At 53.9% G+C, this 16,609-nt stretch carries 15 protein-coding genes; all 15 read left to right on the forward strand.

Going from position 1 to position 16,609, the window contains the following annotated elements:
• Positions 1–12: 12 nt before the first annotated feature.
• Positions 13–1,353, forward strand: coding sequence for a type VI secretion system baseplate subunit TssK (tssK, locus tag QY76_RS10700; RefSeq protein ID WP_045428376.1), 1,341 nt, complete (start codon positions 13–15; stop codon positions 1,351–1,353).
• On the forward strand, positions 1,350–2,039 hold the full coding sequence (tssL, locus tag QY76_RS10705; protein ID WP_049648812.1) for a type VI secretion system protein TssL, short form: 690 nt from the start codon (positions 1,350–1,352) through the stop codon (positions 2,037–2,039). Before tssK ends, tssL begins: the two co-directional genes overlap by 4 nt.
• Positions 2,036–3,766, forward strand: coding sequence for an OmpA family protein (locus QY76_RS10710; RefSeq protein WP_045428374.1), 1,731 nt, complete (start codon positions 2,036–2,038; stop codon positions 3,764–3,766). The genes tssL and QY76_RS10710 overlap by 4 nt, the downstream gene beginning before the upstream one ends.
• A gap of 5 nt (positions 3,767–3,771) precedes the next feature.
• Entirely contained in the window at positions 3,772–4,263 is a 492-nt protein-coding gene (gene hcp / locus QY76_RS10715) for a type VI secretion system effector Hcp (protein ID WP_045428371.1), read from the forward strand.
• 177 nt (positions 4,264–4,440) lie between these two features.
• Positions 4,441–7,104, forward strand: coding sequence for a type VI secretion system ATPase TssH (gene tssH / locus QY76_RS10720; RefSeq protein ID WP_049648813.1), 2,664 nt, complete (start codon positions 4,441–4,443; stop codon positions 7,102–7,104).
• Positions 7,101–9,473 carry a type VI secretion system Vgr family protein gene (locus tag QY76_RS10725; protein ID WP_045428156.1) on the forward strand — a complete coding sequence of 791 codons (2,373 nt, stop codon included), beginning with the start codon at positions 7,101–7,103 and terminating at the stop codon, positions 9,471–9,473. The genes tssH and QY76_RS10725 overlap by 4 nt, the downstream gene beginning before the upstream one ends.
• Positions 9,474–9,482: 9 nt before the next feature.
• The gene (locus tag QY76_RS10730; protein WP_045428153.1) at positions 9,483–10,319 is read left to right on the forward strand and encodes a DUF4123 domain-containing protein; all 837 of its coding nucleotides are present in this window, start codon (positions 9,483–9,485) and stop codon (positions 10,317–10,319) included.
• Positions 10,320–10,343: 24 nt separating this feature from the next.
• The gene (locus QY76_RS10735; RefSeq protein WP_045428150.1) at positions 10,344–12,935 is read left to right on the forward strand and encodes a T6SS effector BTH_I2691 family protein; all 2,592 of its coding nucleotides are present in this window, start codon (positions 10,344–10,346) and stop codon (positions 12,933–12,935) included.
• Positions 12,936–13,295: a hypothetical protein gene (locus tag QY76_RS10740; protein WP_049648814.1), complete on the forward strand. Its 360-nt coding sequence runs from the start codon at positions 12,936–12,938 to the stop codon at positions 13,293–13,295.
• A complete protein-coding gene (locus QY76_RS10745) occupies positions 13,292–13,978 on the forward strand; it encodes a DUF6708 domain-containing protein (protein ID WP_049648815.1) in 687 nt (228 codons plus the stop codon). Before QY76_RS10740 ends, QY76_RS10745 begins: the two co-directional genes overlap by 4 nt.
• Positions 13,979–14,004: 26 nt before the next feature.
• Positions 14,005–14,457, forward strand: coding sequence for a hypothetical protein (locus QY76_RS18750; protein WP_144418106.1), 453 nt, complete (start codon positions 14,005–14,007; stop codon positions 14,455–14,457).
• On the forward strand, positions 14,432–15,043 hold the full coding sequence (locus tag QY76_RS18755; RefSeq protein WP_144418107.1) for a DUF6708 domain-containing protein: 612 nt from the start codon (positions 14,432–14,434) through the stop codon (positions 15,041–15,043). Before QY76_RS18750 ends, QY76_RS18755 begins: the two co-directional genes overlap by 26 nt.
• A gap of 3 nt (positions 15,044–15,046) precedes the next feature.
• Positions 15,047–15,313 carry a PAAR domain-containing protein gene (locus QY76_RS17970; protein ID WP_071844160.1) on the forward strand — a complete coding sequence of 89 codons (267 nt, stop codon included), beginning with the start codon at positions 15,047–15,049 and terminating at the stop codon, positions 15,311–15,313.
• Positions 15,310–15,813 carry a hypothetical protein gene (locus QY76_RS17975; RefSeq protein WP_144418108.1) on the forward strand — a complete coding sequence of 168 codons (504 nt, stop codon included), beginning with the start codon at positions 15,310–15,312 and terminating at the stop codon, positions 15,811–15,813. Before QY76_RS17970 ends, QY76_RS17975 begins: the two co-directional genes overlap by 4 nt.
• Before the next feature lie 68 nt (positions 15,814–15,881).
• The gene (locus QY76_RS10755) at positions 15,882–16,538 is read left to right on the forward strand and encodes a hypothetical protein (RefSeq protein WP_144418109.1); all 657 of its coding nucleotides are present in this window, start codon (positions 15,882–15,884) and stop codon (positions 16,536–16,538) included.
• Positions 16,539–16,609: the final 71 nt, after the last annotated feature.

Here is a 16,609-nt window from a genome sequence, read left to right on the forward strand (position 1 = left end):
GGCAGGAAGCCGATGAAAACGGAACAACCGTTATGGGGCAGGGGCGTTATGGTCTCTCCTCAGCACTTCCAGCAACAGGCCGCATACACGGCCTGGTCTGCGGAATGTATTGCCCGGCTGGGTCTTGCACAGCCCTGGGGCGTGATAAATGCCGTTTTTGAACCGGATGCACTGAAACTGGGCCGCCTGCAGGCCCGCCACCTGCATATCCGGTTTCCGGACGGTACGCTTATCGATACGGATAATGCTGACGACCTGCCGCCGGCGCTGGCGCTTGAGGGTGAATCACAGGAAGTGGTGGTGGTTCTGGCCCTTCCGCTGCTGCGGGCGAATGGTGGCAACTGTCTTAAACCCGATGAGGTGGCCGGGCGCCCTGTTCGCTATCGCCAGCGCTGGCGGGATGTCCGCAATACCTTCGGGGAGGATACTCGCCAGATTGCGGTGATGCAGCCGGAGCTGACGCTGCGTTTCATCCATCAGAACAACAGCGATTACCTGATCTGCCCGGTCGCTCGTCTGCGGCAGGATTCACAGGGGCGCTGGGCGCTTAGTGAGGCGTATCTCCCCCCGCTCCTTACCATCCAGGGCAGTCGCTGGCTGGTGACCCAACTGGAGCAACTGATGACGCAGCTGCGCGCCCGCCGCCGTCGCCTGATGGCCATGCGCAGGGAAAGTAACGAGCGCATGGCGGATTTTGCCGTGGCGGACGTCTCCCTGTTCTGGCTGCTCAATGCCCTAAACAGCGCGGAGCCGGTGCTGGGGCAGTTTCAGTGTCACCCGCAAAGCCCGCCCGAGCGTCTGTATCCGGAGCTGGCGCGCCTTGCGGGCAGCCTGTTGACCTTCTCACTGGAGCACCAGGTGAGTGCTATTCCTGTCTGGCAGCATGAGCAGCTGAATAACGTTTTTCCGCCGCTGTTTGATTTGCTGGGCGATCTGTTGGAAGCCAGCCTGCCGTCGCGGGTGGTGTCGATTGAGCTTGAGCACGATGCCCGGCTTCACGTCTGGCATGCCCGTCTGCATGACCCGCGCCTGCGCGAAGGGGCTGATTACTATCTCTCCGTACGTTCATCGATGCCGGCGGCTCAGCTACAGGAACAGTTCCCGCGTCAGTGCAAGGTCGGTAGTCCCGATCATGTCAGGAGTATCGTCAATTCTTCACGGGTGGGTGTGCCTCTGGCGCCGCTACGTCATGTGCCGGCCGCCATTCCGCTGCGCCTGGAAAATCAGTATTTCAGCCTCGATGTGACACACCCACTGGCCACCGAGATGCTGCAAAGCGGCAGCTGTATGTTTTATGTCCCGGGGATGCTCGGCGAGCCTGAGCTTGAACTCTTTGCGGTATTGAGAACATGAGTGAGCGTAAACGCGGCGCGGCCGCGTCCATCGATATTGACGCCCTGCTGCAGGATACCTGGCTGCAGGTCATCAGCCTGCGTCACGGCCCGACATTCCAGGATGGCGAAGGGCGCACCTTGTGGGAGCGCTGTATTGCTGATGTGGAGCGGGTCCAGCAAGAGCTGAAAGCGCGTGAGCTGGATGAGGCGGGTTGTCAGCACATTCTTGCCGCGCAATGTGCGCTGCTTGATGAGACGGTCAAGGGGCGCGGCGTGGAGGATGACGCCTGTGTGCAGTGGTATGACATTCCCCTGCAGGGACATTTTCTCGGCACCATGGATGCCGGCGATACGCTGTGCGATCGGATGCGTGATGTGCTGCGTGAGCTGGCGCCTGATCATGCCGTTGTGACCTGCTTCCAGCGTGTGATGATGCTGGGTTTCCTGGGCAGTTTCCATTCTCAGAATGACCCGGAACGTCAGAAACTCGTCAATGCACTCAATGAACATGTCACGCCGTTCCGCTATCCAGCGTCCCATCCGGTGCTGGCGGAAAGCCGTGCTGGATGGGGCGTGGGGGGCTGGCTGGCGTCATGGCCCGTGAGTATTGCTTTGAGCATGTTGGCGGTCGCCGCACTCTGGTGGGGCCTGGATCACTGGCTGGATCAGATGCTGTTGAGCCTGCTGCCGGGAGTCGTGAAATGAGTCCGGCACAACAGCGCGGACTTGCGCTGTGGGCCGCCCTGCTGAGTACGGTGATCTGTCTGGGTTTTCTGCCGGGATCCCGAGGGGGTTCCATGCTGCTTCTGCTGGCGCTGCTGGGGGTTATCCTGGCGTGCTGGATTGTGGCCAGCCGGCGTGCAGAGCATGAATCGACGTTGCGCCCCGACGACCTGCCTGACGCCACGTATCGCCAGCCAGTGGTGCTGGTCTGTGGGGATCTCCCCCAGGCCTGGCCCGGGCAATCTCAGGTCCTGACCGTCACCCAGGGGTGCTGGATCCGGGTGGAGAGCCCTCAGGATCTGGAGCAGACAGCCCGTCAGCTGTTATGGCTTCGCCCTGGCTGGGGAGATCAGCTGTCGGTGATGGTCAGCGTCTGTCCGCAGAAATACGCCGACAGCGGGCATCTAACCCGTTGCCTGCTGGCCCTGCGCTGGCAAATCAGCCGGCTGCGTAAAGAGACGGGTCATTCTGTGCCGCTGGTCCTGCATGGTCAGATTGGCAGCGCGATGACGAATGATCTGCTCTGGCAGGCGGCTATCCCAGGGGAAGGCGTGAGAGTCTGGCGTGCGTCTTCGGCGCCGGGTTCCATCGCTGCATGGGTCACCGCCGGTGGGTCGCCTGCGATGCAGCAACAGGTGTTGATGAACAGCCTGATGAGCTGGTTCCATCAACACGTCAAAGCTGTCTTTATGGATGAGAACTCCGATGTTCCTGCCATTATACCTGTTGCGGAGCTGTGGGGTATGGGGCCGATCCTTGCCGGAAGTCTGGCCACATCGGCCTGGACCGCGTGGCTGTCCCGCCACACCGCCATGCAGCAGGTGGCGGGCTGGCAGCCGCTGGGAACGAACGGTACGGTTATCTCCCCGTTGCCAGATTTTATCCTGCCGCTGCTGCCGGAGGGGCGAGGCCTGACGCCGCGTGGGCGAACATGGCGCGGTGTGCTCGGGATCTTTACGCTGGCGGCGATTGCAGCGCTGCTCAGTAGTGGCTGGAACAATCGCCAGCTGCTGCAGCGTGTGAGCGTTGATATTGCCCGCTACGACCGTATCCCGATGCATGATTTCGGCCCCAAAGCCGACGCCGTTGCTGTCCTGCGTGACGATGCGGCAGCGCTGGATAATCTGGCGCGCAACGGGATACCGCCCCGTCTGAGCCTCGGTTTATATCAGGGTGAGCGTCTGCGAATGCCGCTACTGGATGCGATCCATGCTTATGTGCCCCCGCCGTTTGAATCTGAAGCGCAGCCGACGCCCAAACGGGTATCGAAACCTAAACCGGTACCGAAAATTGTCCGCCTCGACAGCATGTCATTGTTCGATTCCGGCAAATCGGTACTGAAAACCGGCTCCACCAAATGGCTTGTGAACTCACTGGTCGGCATCAAGGCGAAGCCGGGCTGGCTGATTGTCGTCAGTGGTCACACCGATAACACCGGCAGCCCTCAACTGAATCAGATGCTGTCCCTGAAGCGTGCCGAAGCGGTACGCGACTGGATGCGTGACACTGGCGATGTGCCGGAAAGCTGTTTTGCGGTGCAGGGCTATGGCGCAAGCCGCCCGGTCGCAACCAATGACACCCCGGAAGGGCGCGCACTTAACCGTCGTGTCGAAATCAGTCTGGTACCGCAGGCTAATGCCTGTCAGATACCCGGCGAAACCCCAGCGTCATCGCAGGATGATGACGTATCACAATCAAATGGAGAGTAACTCTCATGGCAATTCCTGTTTATCTTTGGCTGAAGGACGACGGCGGTGCGGACATTAAAGGGTCTGTGGACGTGCAGGATCGCGAAGGCAGCATCGAAGTGGTGGCCCAGGAGCATAACCTGTATATCCCGACCGATAACAACACCGGCAAGCTGACCGGCACCCGTATCCACACCCCATTCCTGTTCACCAAGGAAATCGACTCGTCCAGCCCGTACCTGTACAAGGCGGTGACCACCGGGCAGACCCTGAAGTCTGCGGAATTCAAGTGGTACAAAATCAACGATGCGGGCCAGGAAGTGGAGTACTTCAACACCAAACTGAAAAACGTGAAGGTGGTGAAAGTGGCTCCGAAGATGCACGACATCAAGGATCCTGCCTTCGAGAAACACAACCACCTTGAGCAGATCGAACTGCGTTACGAAAAAATCACCTGGACCTACAAAGACGGCAACATCATTCACTCCGACTCCTGGAGCGAACGCGCTACCGCGTAAGTCACCAGCGGGCAGCGTTTCTCTGTCCGCTTTCCCATTTTTGCTCAACGTCTGTCTGCGCGGGCGTTGAGCAAAGAAAACCACAAACTGCCAGCCCGACCGTGTGCGCTTTGGTCCCCTGAACGGGAAATAGTGAGGGGCGGTAGCGTGTCCAGGAACCGACAAAGAGATCAATTCATGGAAAATCCAGCCGTTCTGTTACGTCGCCTAAACCCTTACTGCGCCCGTGCGATGGAGGGGGCGGCCTCGCTCTGCCAGATCCGCACCCATGCGGAAATCCTGCCTGAGCACTGGCTGCTGAAGCTGCTGGAGCAGGGGGAGGGTGACCTGACGGTGCTGGCCCGCCGTTATGAGTGGGATATGGATGCGCTGTGGCAGGATTTGCTCGGCTGGCTGGATTCACTTCCCCGCTCTGTTTGCAGTCGCCCGCAGCTTTCAAACAGCATTCAGACACTGATGCAGGAAGCCTGGCTGATTGCCTCCCTTAATGGCGAAGAGCATATCCGCAGTGTGCATCTGCTGATGGCGCTGGCCGATAGGCCAAAACTGGTGCGCTGCGATGGCCTGTGGCCGCTGCTGACCCTCGGCCAGAGTCAGCTGGAGCGTCTGCGTCCGCTGCTTGATGCGCAGTCAGACGAACGCCCGGATGTGCAGCTGGATGAAGAATTAGCCAAAAGCGATACGGTTGAGTTCGTGGGCCGCCCGGTCGGCGTTTCTGAAGGCAAAGAAGGCGAGTTGTCGCCTGCGCTGCAGAACGCGCTGGATAAATTCACCCTCGATGTCACCGCCAAGGCCAGAGAGGGCAAAATCGACCCGGTGTTTGGTCGCGACACCGAAATCCGTCAGATGGTGGATATTCTCTCGCGCCGTCGCAAGAACAACCCGATCCTGGTCGGCGAGCCGGGTGTCGGCAAAACGGCCCTGGTGGAAGGGCTGGCGCTGCGCATTGCCGAAGGCAACGTACCGGAAAGCCTGAAAACAGTCGTTCTGCGTACCCTGGACCTCGGTCTACTGCAGGCGGGCGCTGGCGTAAAGGGCGAATTTGAGCAGCGTCTGAAAAATGTCATCGATGCGGTGCAGCAGTCGCCGGTGCCGATTCTGCTGTTTATCGACGAAGCCCACACCATTATCGGGGCGGGGAATTCAGCCGGGGGCGCAGATGCGGCTAACCTGCTGAAACCGGCGCTGGCCCGCGGCGAACTGCGCACCATTGCCGCCACTACCTGGAGCGAGTACAAGCAGTACTTCGAGCGTGATGCCGCGCTGGAGCGCCGCTTCCAGATGGTGAAAGTGGACGAACCGGATGACGAGACCGCCTGCCTGATGCTGCGTGGCCTGAAATCCCGCTATGCCGAACACCACGGCGTACATATCGCTGACGACGCGGTACGCGCGGCGGTCACATTGTCGCGCCGCTATTTGACTGGACGCCAGCTGCCGGACAAAGCCGTTGACCTGCTGGATACCGCCGCGGCGCGTGTGCGTATGAGTCTCGACACGGTGCCTGAACAAATTGTGCGTCTGAAAGCGCAGCTGAATGCACTGGCGCTGGAAGAGCAGGCGCTGCTGGAAGATATTGCCGCAGGCAGCAACCGTCATGGTGACCGCCTGGGCGTCATTGAGCAGCAGCGGACTGCACTGGAAGCGCGTATCGAGGAGCAGGAAGCACGTTTCAGCAACGAAAAGGCGCTAGCACAGCAGTTGATGGCCAGCCGTCAGGACATCAGTCAGCAGGCTGAAATTACTGGCCTGCAACAGCAATTGGAGCAGGCACAGCAGGGTGATGTGCTGGTCCAGGTGGACGTAGACACCCGCACCGTGGCTAACGTGATTGCCGACTGGACCGGCGTTCCGTTGTCTTCCCTGATGAAAGATGAACAGACCGAACTGCTGATCCTGGAAGCTGAAATCGGTAGGCGCGTAGTGGGGCAGGACGTGGCGCTGATCGCCATTGCCCAGCGCCTGCGCGCGGCGAAAACCGGCCTGACGTCTGAGAACGGCCCTCAGGGCGTGTTCCTGCTGGTCGGCCCGAGCGGGGTCGGTAAAACCGAGACCGCGCTGGCGTTGGCCGATGTGCTGTACGGCGGTGAAAAATCGCTGATTACCATCAACCTGTCTGAATACCAGGAACCGCACACCGTTTCCCAGCTGAAGGGGTCACCTCCGGGCTATGTGGGATACGGACAGGGCGGCATTCTCACCGAAGCGGTGCGCAAGCGTCCGTACAGCGTGGTGCTGCTGGATGAGGTGGAAAAAGCCCACCGGGATGTGATGAACCTGTTCTATCAGGTGTTCGACCGCGGCTTTATGCGCGACGGCGAAGGGCGTGAAATCGACTTCCGTAATACCGTTATTCTGATGACCTCTAACCTCGGCAGTGACCACTTGATGCAGCTGCTGGATGAACAGCCAGGCGCCAGCGAAAGCGACCTGCACGAACTGCTGCGCCCGATTTTACGTGACCACTTCCAGCCCACGCTGCTGGCCCGTTTCCAGCCGGTGATTTATCGCCCACTGGCAGAATTGGCCATGCGCACCATCGTGGAGATGAAACTCAGCCAGGTGAGTCAACGCCTGAAGCGTCACTACGGCCTGACCACCCATATCAACGAGAGCTTGTATGACGCGCTGACCGCCGCCTGCCTGCTGCCGGACACCGGTGCGCGTAACGTTGACAGCCTTCTCAACCAGCAAATCCTGCCGGTGCTGAGTCAGCAACTGCTGACCCATATGGCTGCGAAGCAGAAGCCCAAATTACTGACTCTGGCGTGGACCGATGATGAGGGCATTGTGCTGGCGTTTGATACCCCAGCCACTGAACCAGAAGGAACTGACGCATGAGCACGAATCTTAAAATCCTCTTCAGCCACAATCACCACGGGCTTTCGATAAAAGGCTGTGAGTCCGGGCTGGACGCCCTAGCCTTTGAGGGGCACGAAGCCCTGAGCAAACCGTTCAGCTACCGTATTGAGTTCACCAGTGGCGATCATGCCATCAGCAAGGAAATGATGCTGATGAAAGCCGCTTCCCTGACGCTGCAGGCACCGGTGGATCAGGGCTACGGCATTAAGGTGCAACAGGCCGTTCGCGTGATTCAGGGGGTAGTCAGCGGTTTTGAACGCCTCGGTACCTCAAAAGACGAAACCCATTACGCCCTGACGCTGACCCCGCGTCTGGCGTTGCTCAGCCGTTCACACCAGAACGCCATTTATCAGGACATGTCGGTTCCGCAGATTGTTGAAAAAATCCTGCGCGAGCGTCACAGCATGCGCGGCCAAGATTTTCTGTTCTCGCTGACAGAAGAGTACCCGCGTCGTGAACAGGTGATGCAGTACGGTGAGGACGACCTGCGCTTTATTACCCGACTGCTGGGTGAGGTGGGCATCTGGTTCCGCTTTACCACCGATACGCGCCTCAATATCGATGTGGTGGAGTTTTACGACGGCCCGCAGGGCTATGAGAAAGGGCTGACCCTGCCATCTGTGCCGCCGTCTGGCCAGCACTCAAAAGGGGTGGACTCGGTGTGGGGCATGGAATGCCACCACGCTGTGGTGCAAAAGCAGGTCAGCACCCGCGATTACAACTACCGTGCGGCAAACGAGGACATGAACACCCAGGTCGATGTGACCCGGGGGGACGCCACTACCTACGGTGATGCCTATCACTATGCCGACAATTACCTGACGCCGGGCAGTAAATACGACCGATATCCGGCACCGGAGTCCGGGGCGTTCTATGCCCGTATTCGCCACGAACGTTACCTGAACGGTCAGACACAAACCCACGCCATCACCAGTTGCCCGACGCTGTTCCCGGGTATGCTGTTAAAGGTCACCGGCGGCTATGAGGTGGCAGACGTGTTTGCGCAGGGCGTGGCCATCACGACGATGCACACCCATGCCCGTCGTGACGAAGATTTTGGTGTGAATTTTGAGGGTATCCCGGACAGCTCGGATTTTGGCTTCCGCCCGGCCCCCGGCGCCCGTCCGGTGATGGCCGGCACGCTGCCGGCCCGCGTTACCAGCACCACCGAAAATGACGCCTACGGCCATATCGACCGCGATGGCCGCTACCGCGTCAACATGCTGTTCGACCGCGATAACTGGGAGACCGGTTTTGAAAGCCTGTGGGTGCGCCAGTCGCGCCCCTATGCCGGTGACACCTATGGCCTGCACCTGCCGCTGCTGGCGGGCACCGAAGTGGCGATTGGCTTTGAGGACGGTAACCCGGACCGGCCGTATATCTCCGGCGTGCTGCACGATTCGGCGCACGGCGACCACGTCACCATTCAGAACTACAAACGTAACGTCCTGCGTACCCCCAAAAACAACAAACTCCGCCTGGATGACTCGGAAAATCAGGAGCATATCAAGCTGTCGACCGAGTACGGCGGCAAGAGCCAGCTCAATCTCGGGCATCTGGTGGACAGTGAGAGAAAGAAGCGTGGTGAAGGTGCCGAGTTGCGAACTGATGAGTGGGTGGCTGTTCGTGGTGGAAAAGGGTTACTGCTGACAACGCAGGCTCAGCCTGGAGCTATCGATCAACAGTTGAGTATGGATGAAATTAAGCGGCAGCTGTCTGACGCATTGTCACTGGCGAATTCCCTGTCAGATTTGTTGCAGACTGCGCAGATCGAAGGGTTGGATAACAGCACGCAGCAGCAATTCCTGCAGCAGAATGTAGATCAGCTGCAACAGCCCGCCATTGTCGCGGGTGCTCCTGGTGGGATTGCTCTGTCCACTCCGCAACATATTCAGCTTAGCGCCAATCATAATCAGATGCTGACTTCCGGTGGAAGTACAGAAATCAGTTCGTTAAAGCGAATGGTGCTCGCTGCCAAATCGGGATTTGTTGCGTTTGTCCAGGAGCTTGGAATGAAACTGGTTGCAGCCAGAGGAAAGATGGAGCTCCAGGCGCAAAGCGATGGCATGGATATTCTGGCCAACAAAGCACTAACAGTGATGAGCACCGATGACGAAATCATTATCAGTGCGAAGAAAAAGATAACGCTTAAGTGTGGTGGTTCGTACATCACAATTGATCCGGCGAAAATAGAAAATGGCACGGGTGGCAATTTTTATATCAAGAGCGCAGATTTTGATTATGACGGCCCGGCAAAACAGGATACACCTTTCCCTAAATTTACCGCTTGTGAAAATGCCGCTTCCGAAGCCCTGGCTAAGGGTGATGCTGCATTGCCGCTGAGCTGAGGACAGTTGATGGATAATTATTATCTGGAACAACCGCTGGCTCCGGGTGAGCATGATTTTGCCATTATCGACAGAATGCAACATCCTGAGATAAGCGAAACATGGCCTGTACTTGAACTGGTCTCACCGATGCTAAAACCGCAGGCTCATCTGTATCCCTGGCTTTTGCCCTTAAAAGAGATGAAAGCGGGGGAGTGGAAAACGTTAATAAGCGAGCTTGAACAAGCTGATTCTTCCCAAACTATGCCGGTCTCCTGCCTGCTGTTTCGTAGTGAGCAGCCATTGTCGGAAGTCCGGAATCAGCTTATCAGGTCGCTCTGTTTTACTGATGAAAATCACCGGGGGCATATTCTTCGCTATTACGATCCCCGGGTGTTCTTTCACCTGGGCTGGATGTTATCCCCCTGGTTGCTGGCTCAAACATTTCCTTCTTACATGTTTAGCTATTGGACGTTCTGGCTTGAAGGTCACTGGCATACGGTGACTTTCCCCTCCTCTGAGATGGTGCAGTTCGATGAGGTACGAACTTTCCCACGACAGCAACTTCAACGTTGTGGACTGATAAATCAGGTGATTGGCAGATCTCCAGCCTTTAGTGATATTGCTGAGCGGGAGCGGGCCAGTCGGCGAATTGATGTACTTCTGGCGCAGGCAGCAGAACTGGGGCTACCAACAGCGGAAGACCAGGCTGCGTTTGCATTTCATGGCCTCAATCTTCGGGATTCATTCTGGACATCCCCCAAATTTTTGCCTCTGCTGCAGCAGGCCAGGAGCGCGCCTGATTTTTTCCATGATGAAACCCGCTTATGGGATGAAGAACGCTGGAATACCATGACGCAGCGCTAATCCGTATCAGTAAATGGAATGAAAATGAATACAGAACAAGATTGTAAATTTTGCCGCCGTTATGGGCTGCCGATACTGCTTGCTCGTCCAGCCGTGATGGCAGCGGATGACAGCTTACCGCTACTGCCTGCTGATATTACTGTTTCTGTCCCTGCACAGGGACAGACTGCTTATACAGCCAGACTGCTGCGGGCCGGTTTTTTGAATATCTGGTCCGAATCTGGTGCCCGATGGATTAATTACTATGTCACCAGCGAGGGCTATTACTACCCGTTGCCTGAGAGTGGTGATGTGCCTGCTGATATTGTGGCCGGTACCCGAAAGCCCTGTGTCAACAAACCGGAAGAGTTGGCAACCGCATCGCTGATCACTTTGCCGGTAAAACCAGCAGGAATGAAAAATGGTGTATTCTGGTTCGGCTGGTCCGAAGTGGAATGGACGGATGCAACGCGTAAAAAGCATGAGGATGCGGCATATCGTAGCCAGTATATGCAGCGTTTTGATATGGATGCCTGGGTGAATGGTGGGAGTGAAAAACAAACCTTATCCATTTCAGGGCTTGCAAATACGCTCGCGGAATACAGCCCTAAAGCAGCCTCCTGCTCCCATAAAACCTGGTCTCCGGCTCCTTTCAGGAATAGCAGGCCCCAGGAAGGGCAAAATCTGATTCAGGCAGCTGAAACACTGTATGCCGGGAAGGGCGCAATTCTGGTTCTGGCCGATCCGGTTGCGGTTGCTCAGGATATTTCCGCTCTGTCCAATCATCGAATAGAAAAACAATTTTCGCAAAACCCGAAATACTCCCGAGGATTAGCTTTATCCTCAGCGCTCAGTTCGCTGAAAGAGGTGCTTTGCACGCAATTTGAACGTGACCAGCTAACCCTTGATGGCATTGTGGAGCAACAGGCCCGTAGTGGGATTGCTGTGCAGGCCGGTGTGATGCTGCCTGGCATGGCCAGTGCACAACAAAGTGCGCTTTACAGCCATAACAACCAGTCACTCCCGCAGCAGGTTAATATGTACTGGGCGCAGTATGAAAAATATATTGATCGAACAAAAGAGCAGGCTTTTCTGAAGGAGTACGATGCTGCACTTTCAGCCTATGACCAGCAGGTTATTTCACCGATGGTGAATATGTATCTGGCCTGGCTGCAAGGCCAGACGTTGCTCAACTACCTGGACAGTAATTTTGACCCGGAAGATATCGGCAGCGGTGCCTTATTCACCCAAACGGTCATGTATTGTGTTCAGCATATGCAGGATAAATCAGATGTGACGACCTGGTTTATGGAGCAACTGTCTCAGCCATCGATCAGTGAAACAAATATTCTTCTTCGCGCCACGGTGCTGAATAACAGGCAATGGGCCCTCAAGGTTCGCGACACAGTGAACGCGTATAAAGATTACAGCGATGTTCCCTGGAAAGATAAGTTAGTCGACGTTTATACAAAGATAACGGATAAATCGGTGAAGAATGTCCAGTTTGCAGTGGAAGGCTATCTGAATGCCGTCAGTAGTGCGCTGGCGGGAATGCTGGATAAAGCCGCGGACAGATTACTGCCTTCTCTGGTGGCACTGGCTGCGTCATATGGCATGGGACTGAAGGTGATAAGCAGTACCGGTGAGCGAAAATATTTTATCAGTGCCATCGTAAGACAGCTGGGCGAAATGACCGACCTTGAAGGCCGTATCTCAGCGTCACGTCTGAGACACTATGTCGACATTGAAGTTCGCCGAATGGAAATTGCTGGCGTATCGATGGTGGGGATTCATCAACAGAAATCCCTGGTACTGATTGATGTTGCAGAAGCCACGCAGACGCGGGCCCTGCCAGAAGCTGCGCGTGCCAGTGCGGCAGCAAAAACAATGCGTTCAGCCGATGAAGTTAGCAGTACATTGTTTCCTCGTCAGTGGAGAGAAAAACTGGCGCAGGCGAAGGGCAGTACGGTGAATAATCTGGCACATGATGGTGCGCAAAGCCTGCCCTTTGCAGGATGCGTTTTTGCCATGATCATGCAGGTGGGAGCCGTCAGCAAATCCGCAAGCAGCCTGGTGCAGGGGCAGCTTACGGGGGCAGAAAAGGTCACTAAATTCATCGCTGATACTATTGGGGCTGGCGGAACATTGCTGGACGCTGCGGAACGGGTGATCTTTAAGTTTAAAAGTCTGCGGCTTAAATCGCTGGTTCGTTTACGTTATGGCAAAGTCGGAATGATAAAATTAGCTGACAGAATTCAGCTTGCAGGAAAGGTGTGTGCTGCATTTGGGTATGTGGCTGTAACGTGGGATGCTTATAATGGATATGAAGAATATCTGAAAGGTAATACAGGACTTGCTATCGCGCACGCTATATCAGCATTGGCTGGTGGTGCATTGGTAACTTCAGCTGTATTTACCTCACTGGCTCTTGGTCCTGCCGGCTTGGCCATAGCGATTGCTTTGGTTCTTGGTTCAGCGATTTATATTGCGATGCGAAGTCGTGATGACATTCAGAAGTGGCTGGCGGCAATCTGGTGGCGTCAAATACCCGAGGGTGAAAGTGAGGTACCTGCAATCTGGCCGACCATGCAGATGGAAATGTCGCAGCTTCAGCAGTTAGTTGGGGGAGGGGAATAAATGGCTATTTCACATGATATTGGTCTTTTTTTTCCGTTTAAGCTTAACCGGCCACTGACCAAAGAAGAAAAACAGAGTCGTTTTGTTCAGGGAAAAAGAAGAAAGGTTTTTGGCGAGGCTGCTGTACTCGATCTGGATACTGTTATACGAATGAATTCATCATACCTGGAAGTGGTGGATAAGTTCTATCCCACAAAAGGGTATGTGGCATCATTTATGATGGCCTTTTGTCTGTTGTTCACAGTCTTTATTTTGGCAATTGCAAAGGTTGCTATTTTCAATAATGGAAACGTTCCTGCCTTTCTTTTTATTCTCTTAATTTGTAGCGCAGGGATCTGTTTTTTTTGCGATTTCTTTTGAAAGACTGGTTTCGAAAAACACACTACCCGGTGCGCTTTAATCGGAAAAAAAAGCTAGTGCATATATATCAGGTTAGTGGTGGCGTTATAACAGTTCCGTGGGGTGATGTTTTCTTTACCACCAGTAAACAGAGAATTAGTTATTGCATTGTTGGCCATCTTCTCTCCGATGATAAAGAAACAGTCCTAAACACATTCAGCTTTGGTTATGTCGGGCAACGGGAAGAGTTATCACTCTACTGGGAGTTCATCCGGTGCTACATGGAAGAGGATTGTCTTGAAGAGCTGGCGGAAACTGTGTTGTTTTGCCCTCCGGTAGAGAAACAAAAAGAAGGTTACATTGCTGGGTTGCAGAGGTTGATGCAAATAGATTCGCGCGGTGATTGGTTGCTGCTTGTCCTGAATTTACCTTTTGCGCTGGTTGAAAGCATCGCCCGTTATATCGCCATGCAAACCAGTAAAATACCTCAGTGGTCACAGGAGGTTCTTGATGCGTGCGCTGTCGAACCGAATGATCCCATTAATATTGGTGCTGAAAATAATCCAGTTCATCGCTGGCGCACTGTTCTGGCTAATGAAACGTGGGAAGCGTACGATACAAAAAATCAGCGTCTGAAATTAGCAAATCAAGAGATCAAAGCAAAGCTGGATGCGAAATACAAAACAGTTCCTGAACTGGAATAAAAATAACAAGGAGAGGCTAGCGCATAGTGGCAATTTCACATGATATCGGCTTTTTCTTTCCCTTTAAGGTTAATCGACCTTTAACTAAAGAAGAGAAACAGAGTCGCTTTGTTCAGGGTAAAAGAAGAAAGGTTTTTGGCGAGGCTGCTGTACTCGATCTGGATACTGTTATACGAATAAGTTCATCTTTCTTGGAGGTTACGGATAAATTTTACCCAGTCAAAGAGGTTATTGCTGGGCCGATGATGTGTATGCTTTTATTTATTATAGGTCTCAGCAGTTGGTTTTATTGGGAGGCGATGTATTCGCCGGACTATAAAGGCGGTGTTTTGGGGTGTTTCATGATTTTGATTGCATTGTCTTTTTTTTGTTTTCTATGCGGAAAGCCACTTTTAAAAGATTGGTTTCAGAAAACTCACTACCCTGTTCGCTTTAATAGAAAAAAAACAACTGGTGCATATTTACCAAGTGAGTGGTGAGATAATTACGCTGCCGTGGAACGATATTTACTTCACTACCAGTAAACAGAGAGTGAGTTATTGCATTGTTGGTCATATACTTGCTGACGATAATGAAACTGTCTTAAATACCTTCAGTTTTGGGCATGTAGGCCAAAAGGCAGAGTTATCTCTTTATTGGGAGTTTATTCGCTGCTATATGGAAGAGGATTGCCTGGAAGAACTGGCAGAAGCCGTTTTGTATTGCCATCCGGTTGAAAAGCAAAAAGAAGGATATATCACTGGGTTACAAACATTGATAAAAATGGATTCCAGGCTGGAGTGGATACCCAACGTATTGCTATTTCCTCTTTCACTGATAGAGAGTATTGCACGCTATATCGGTATGCAGACCAGTAAAATACCGCAGTGGCCGCAGGAAGTTCTTGATGCGTGCGCTGTCGAACCGAATGATCCCATTAATAATGGTGCTGAAAATAATCCAATCCATCGCTGGCGCACCGTTCTGGCTAATGAAACGCGAGAAGTGTATGAGGCCAAAAATCAACGGCTGGGATCTGCAAATAAAAAGATCAAAGCAAAACTTGATGCCCGGCATGGAGGGTAAAATATGAAAGGTGTGATTCGTATTGGTGATAAAACAACGGGGGGCGGCCAAGTTCTGTCAGGTTCGTCAAAAATGAAATTTAAAGGTATAGGGGCTGCGCGACTAAACGACCCGGTCAGCTGCCCTATAGAAGGCCATAGCCCGTCATATATTTCACAAGGTCACCCGACAATGAAAGATAGAGGCACCCCGGTTGCCTTTCATGATTATGAGTGTTCCTGTGGCTGTAAGCTCATCTCATCTTTGACCAATGCAACAACGAGTAAATGATGCCTGTCGATCTTTCTGCTATACCTGATGTCGCCAGAGGAACCCGCCAGCCATCGATAAAAAGGTGGCTGGTTATTTTGCTTATTTTCATGGTAATTGGCGGTTTTATTACATCCTGGTTATGGCCTTCGAACAGCCCTTCTCGTGGCGCATTTTTCTGGCACTGCTTCATTACCGCACCATTGGTGGTATGGATATTATTGCTGGGAGCTCGCTGGTTGTGTTATCTCGCTACTGAATGGCCTGCTGAAGGTTGGGACGACGAACGCGAGCAGGATATATCTAATGAGATTCATCGGGGGCAACGTTTCCTGGTACTCGAAGCGCAGAGTGTCCATCTTCCGCACGCTGTAACATCAGCGGGGTTGACTCAGCAGTTTATGTTGCCACAGGGTATTGTGTTGCCATCAGTTGTCGATGAGAAAACACAGTCAGTGAGTTTTCAGGCCAGCTTCAGTGCCGGGGGCAGTACGTACCGGATAAAATACATCAGCAACTGAGCGCGCTTCTGCGTGAGCGCACATTGCAGGCCGCGATAACACGGCAGTCTGGTCGTCAATTTACTACTGTGGTTCAGATCGATGGTGGCGATGCCCTGAGCGAGGATGATAGCGCTGTTATTGAGCAGTGGGTGAAGGCGCTATTGCCAGCCTCGTCACGAGTGTTGATCTCACCAACGTTTGGATTAACAGATATCGACAACTGGCTTGATGCTCCTGAGAGATTTGGAACTTTGCTTATCGTGTCCATGTGTATTCATCCAATAATCGCTGATGGTGAAGGAGAAGCTATCGTTGGACTGCTCCTCCATTTTGGCGATAACGAGTCTGATGTTGATATGTTATCCGCTCGTCTGCATCGTCCGGAACATGCCTGTGATGTCGATTTTAAAACATCGGCGATGCAGGCCCTGCAATGGGGATGTACTCATGCGGATAACGTTGCCTGGCTATGGCTGGCGGGGTTGGGGACTGAAAACAGAGCTCAGATGCTGCTGGCGAACAATAATATTAAATTCCCTTGTGTCGAGTCTTCTCAGCTCACGGATATTGATATGAAGACCGGGCACAGTGGAAAAGCATCTCCTTGGCTTGCTATCGCACTGGCGGCGGGGAATATCGGACAGAGCCCAAATCCTCAATTGATTCTGAGTATGCCTGATAAAGAGGCTCTTCCATGGTGGCTGGTTGTTCACCCCGCATCAGAATCACAACCACATCATTGATAATTCGCGCAGCATTCCGTTCACCGATAGCCATGAACACCATTGTGCTCGGCACGTTTCGTGCCAGGAGA

The organism is Edwardsiella sp. EA181011, from assembly GCF_000800725.1.
Taxonomy (GTDB): Bacteria; Pseudomonadota; Gammaproteobacteria; order Enterobacterales; family Enterobacteriaceae; genus Edwardsiella; species Edwardsiella anguillarum.

Excerpts from the sequence above, each read along its gene's own strand:
- tssH (WP_049648813.1), top strand. The coding sequence starts at position 4,441 with ATGGAAAATCCAGCCGTTCTGTTACGTCGCCTAAACCCTTACTGCGCC.
- hcp (WP_045428371.1), top strand. The coding sequence starts at position 3,772 with ATGGCAATTCCTGTTTATCTTTGGCTGAAGGACGACGGCGGTGCGGAC.
- QY76_RS17970 (WP_071844160.1), top strand. The coding sequence starts at position 15,047 with ATGAAAGGTGTGATTCGTATTGGTGATAAAACAACGGGGGGCGGCCAA.
- QY76_RS10740 (WP_049648814.1), top strand. The coding sequence starts at position 12,936 with ATGGCTATTTCACATGATATTGGTCTTTTTTTTCCGTTTAAGCTTAAC.
- tssL (WP_049648812.1), top strand. The coding sequence starts at position 1,350 with ATGAGTGAGCGTAAACGCGGCGCGGCCGCGTCCATCGATATTGACGCC.
- QY76_RS10725 (WP_045428156.1), top strand. The coding sequence starts at position 7,101 with ATGAGCACGAATCTTAAAATCCTCTTCAGCCACAATCACCACGGGCTT.
- QY76_RS10735 (WP_045428150.1), top strand. The coding sequence starts at position 10,344 with ATGAATACAGAACAAGATTGTAAATTTTGCCGCCGTTATGGGCTGCCG.
- QY76_RS10730 (WP_045428153.1), top strand. The coding sequence starts at position 9,483 with ATGGATAATTATTATCTGGAACAACCGCTGGCTCCGGGTGAGCATGAT.
- tssK (WP_045428376.1), top strand. The coding sequence starts at position 13 with ATGAAAACGGAACAACCGTTATGGGGCAGGGGCGTTATGGTCTCTCCT.
- QY76_RS10710 (WP_045428374.1), top strand. The coding sequence starts at position 2,036 with ATGAGTCCGGCACAACAGCGCGGACTTGCGCTGTGGGCCGCCCTGCTG.
- QY76_RS17975 (WP_144418108.1), top strand. The coding sequence starts at position 15,310 with ATGATGCCTGTCGATCTTTCTGCTATACCTGATGTCGCCAGAGGAACC.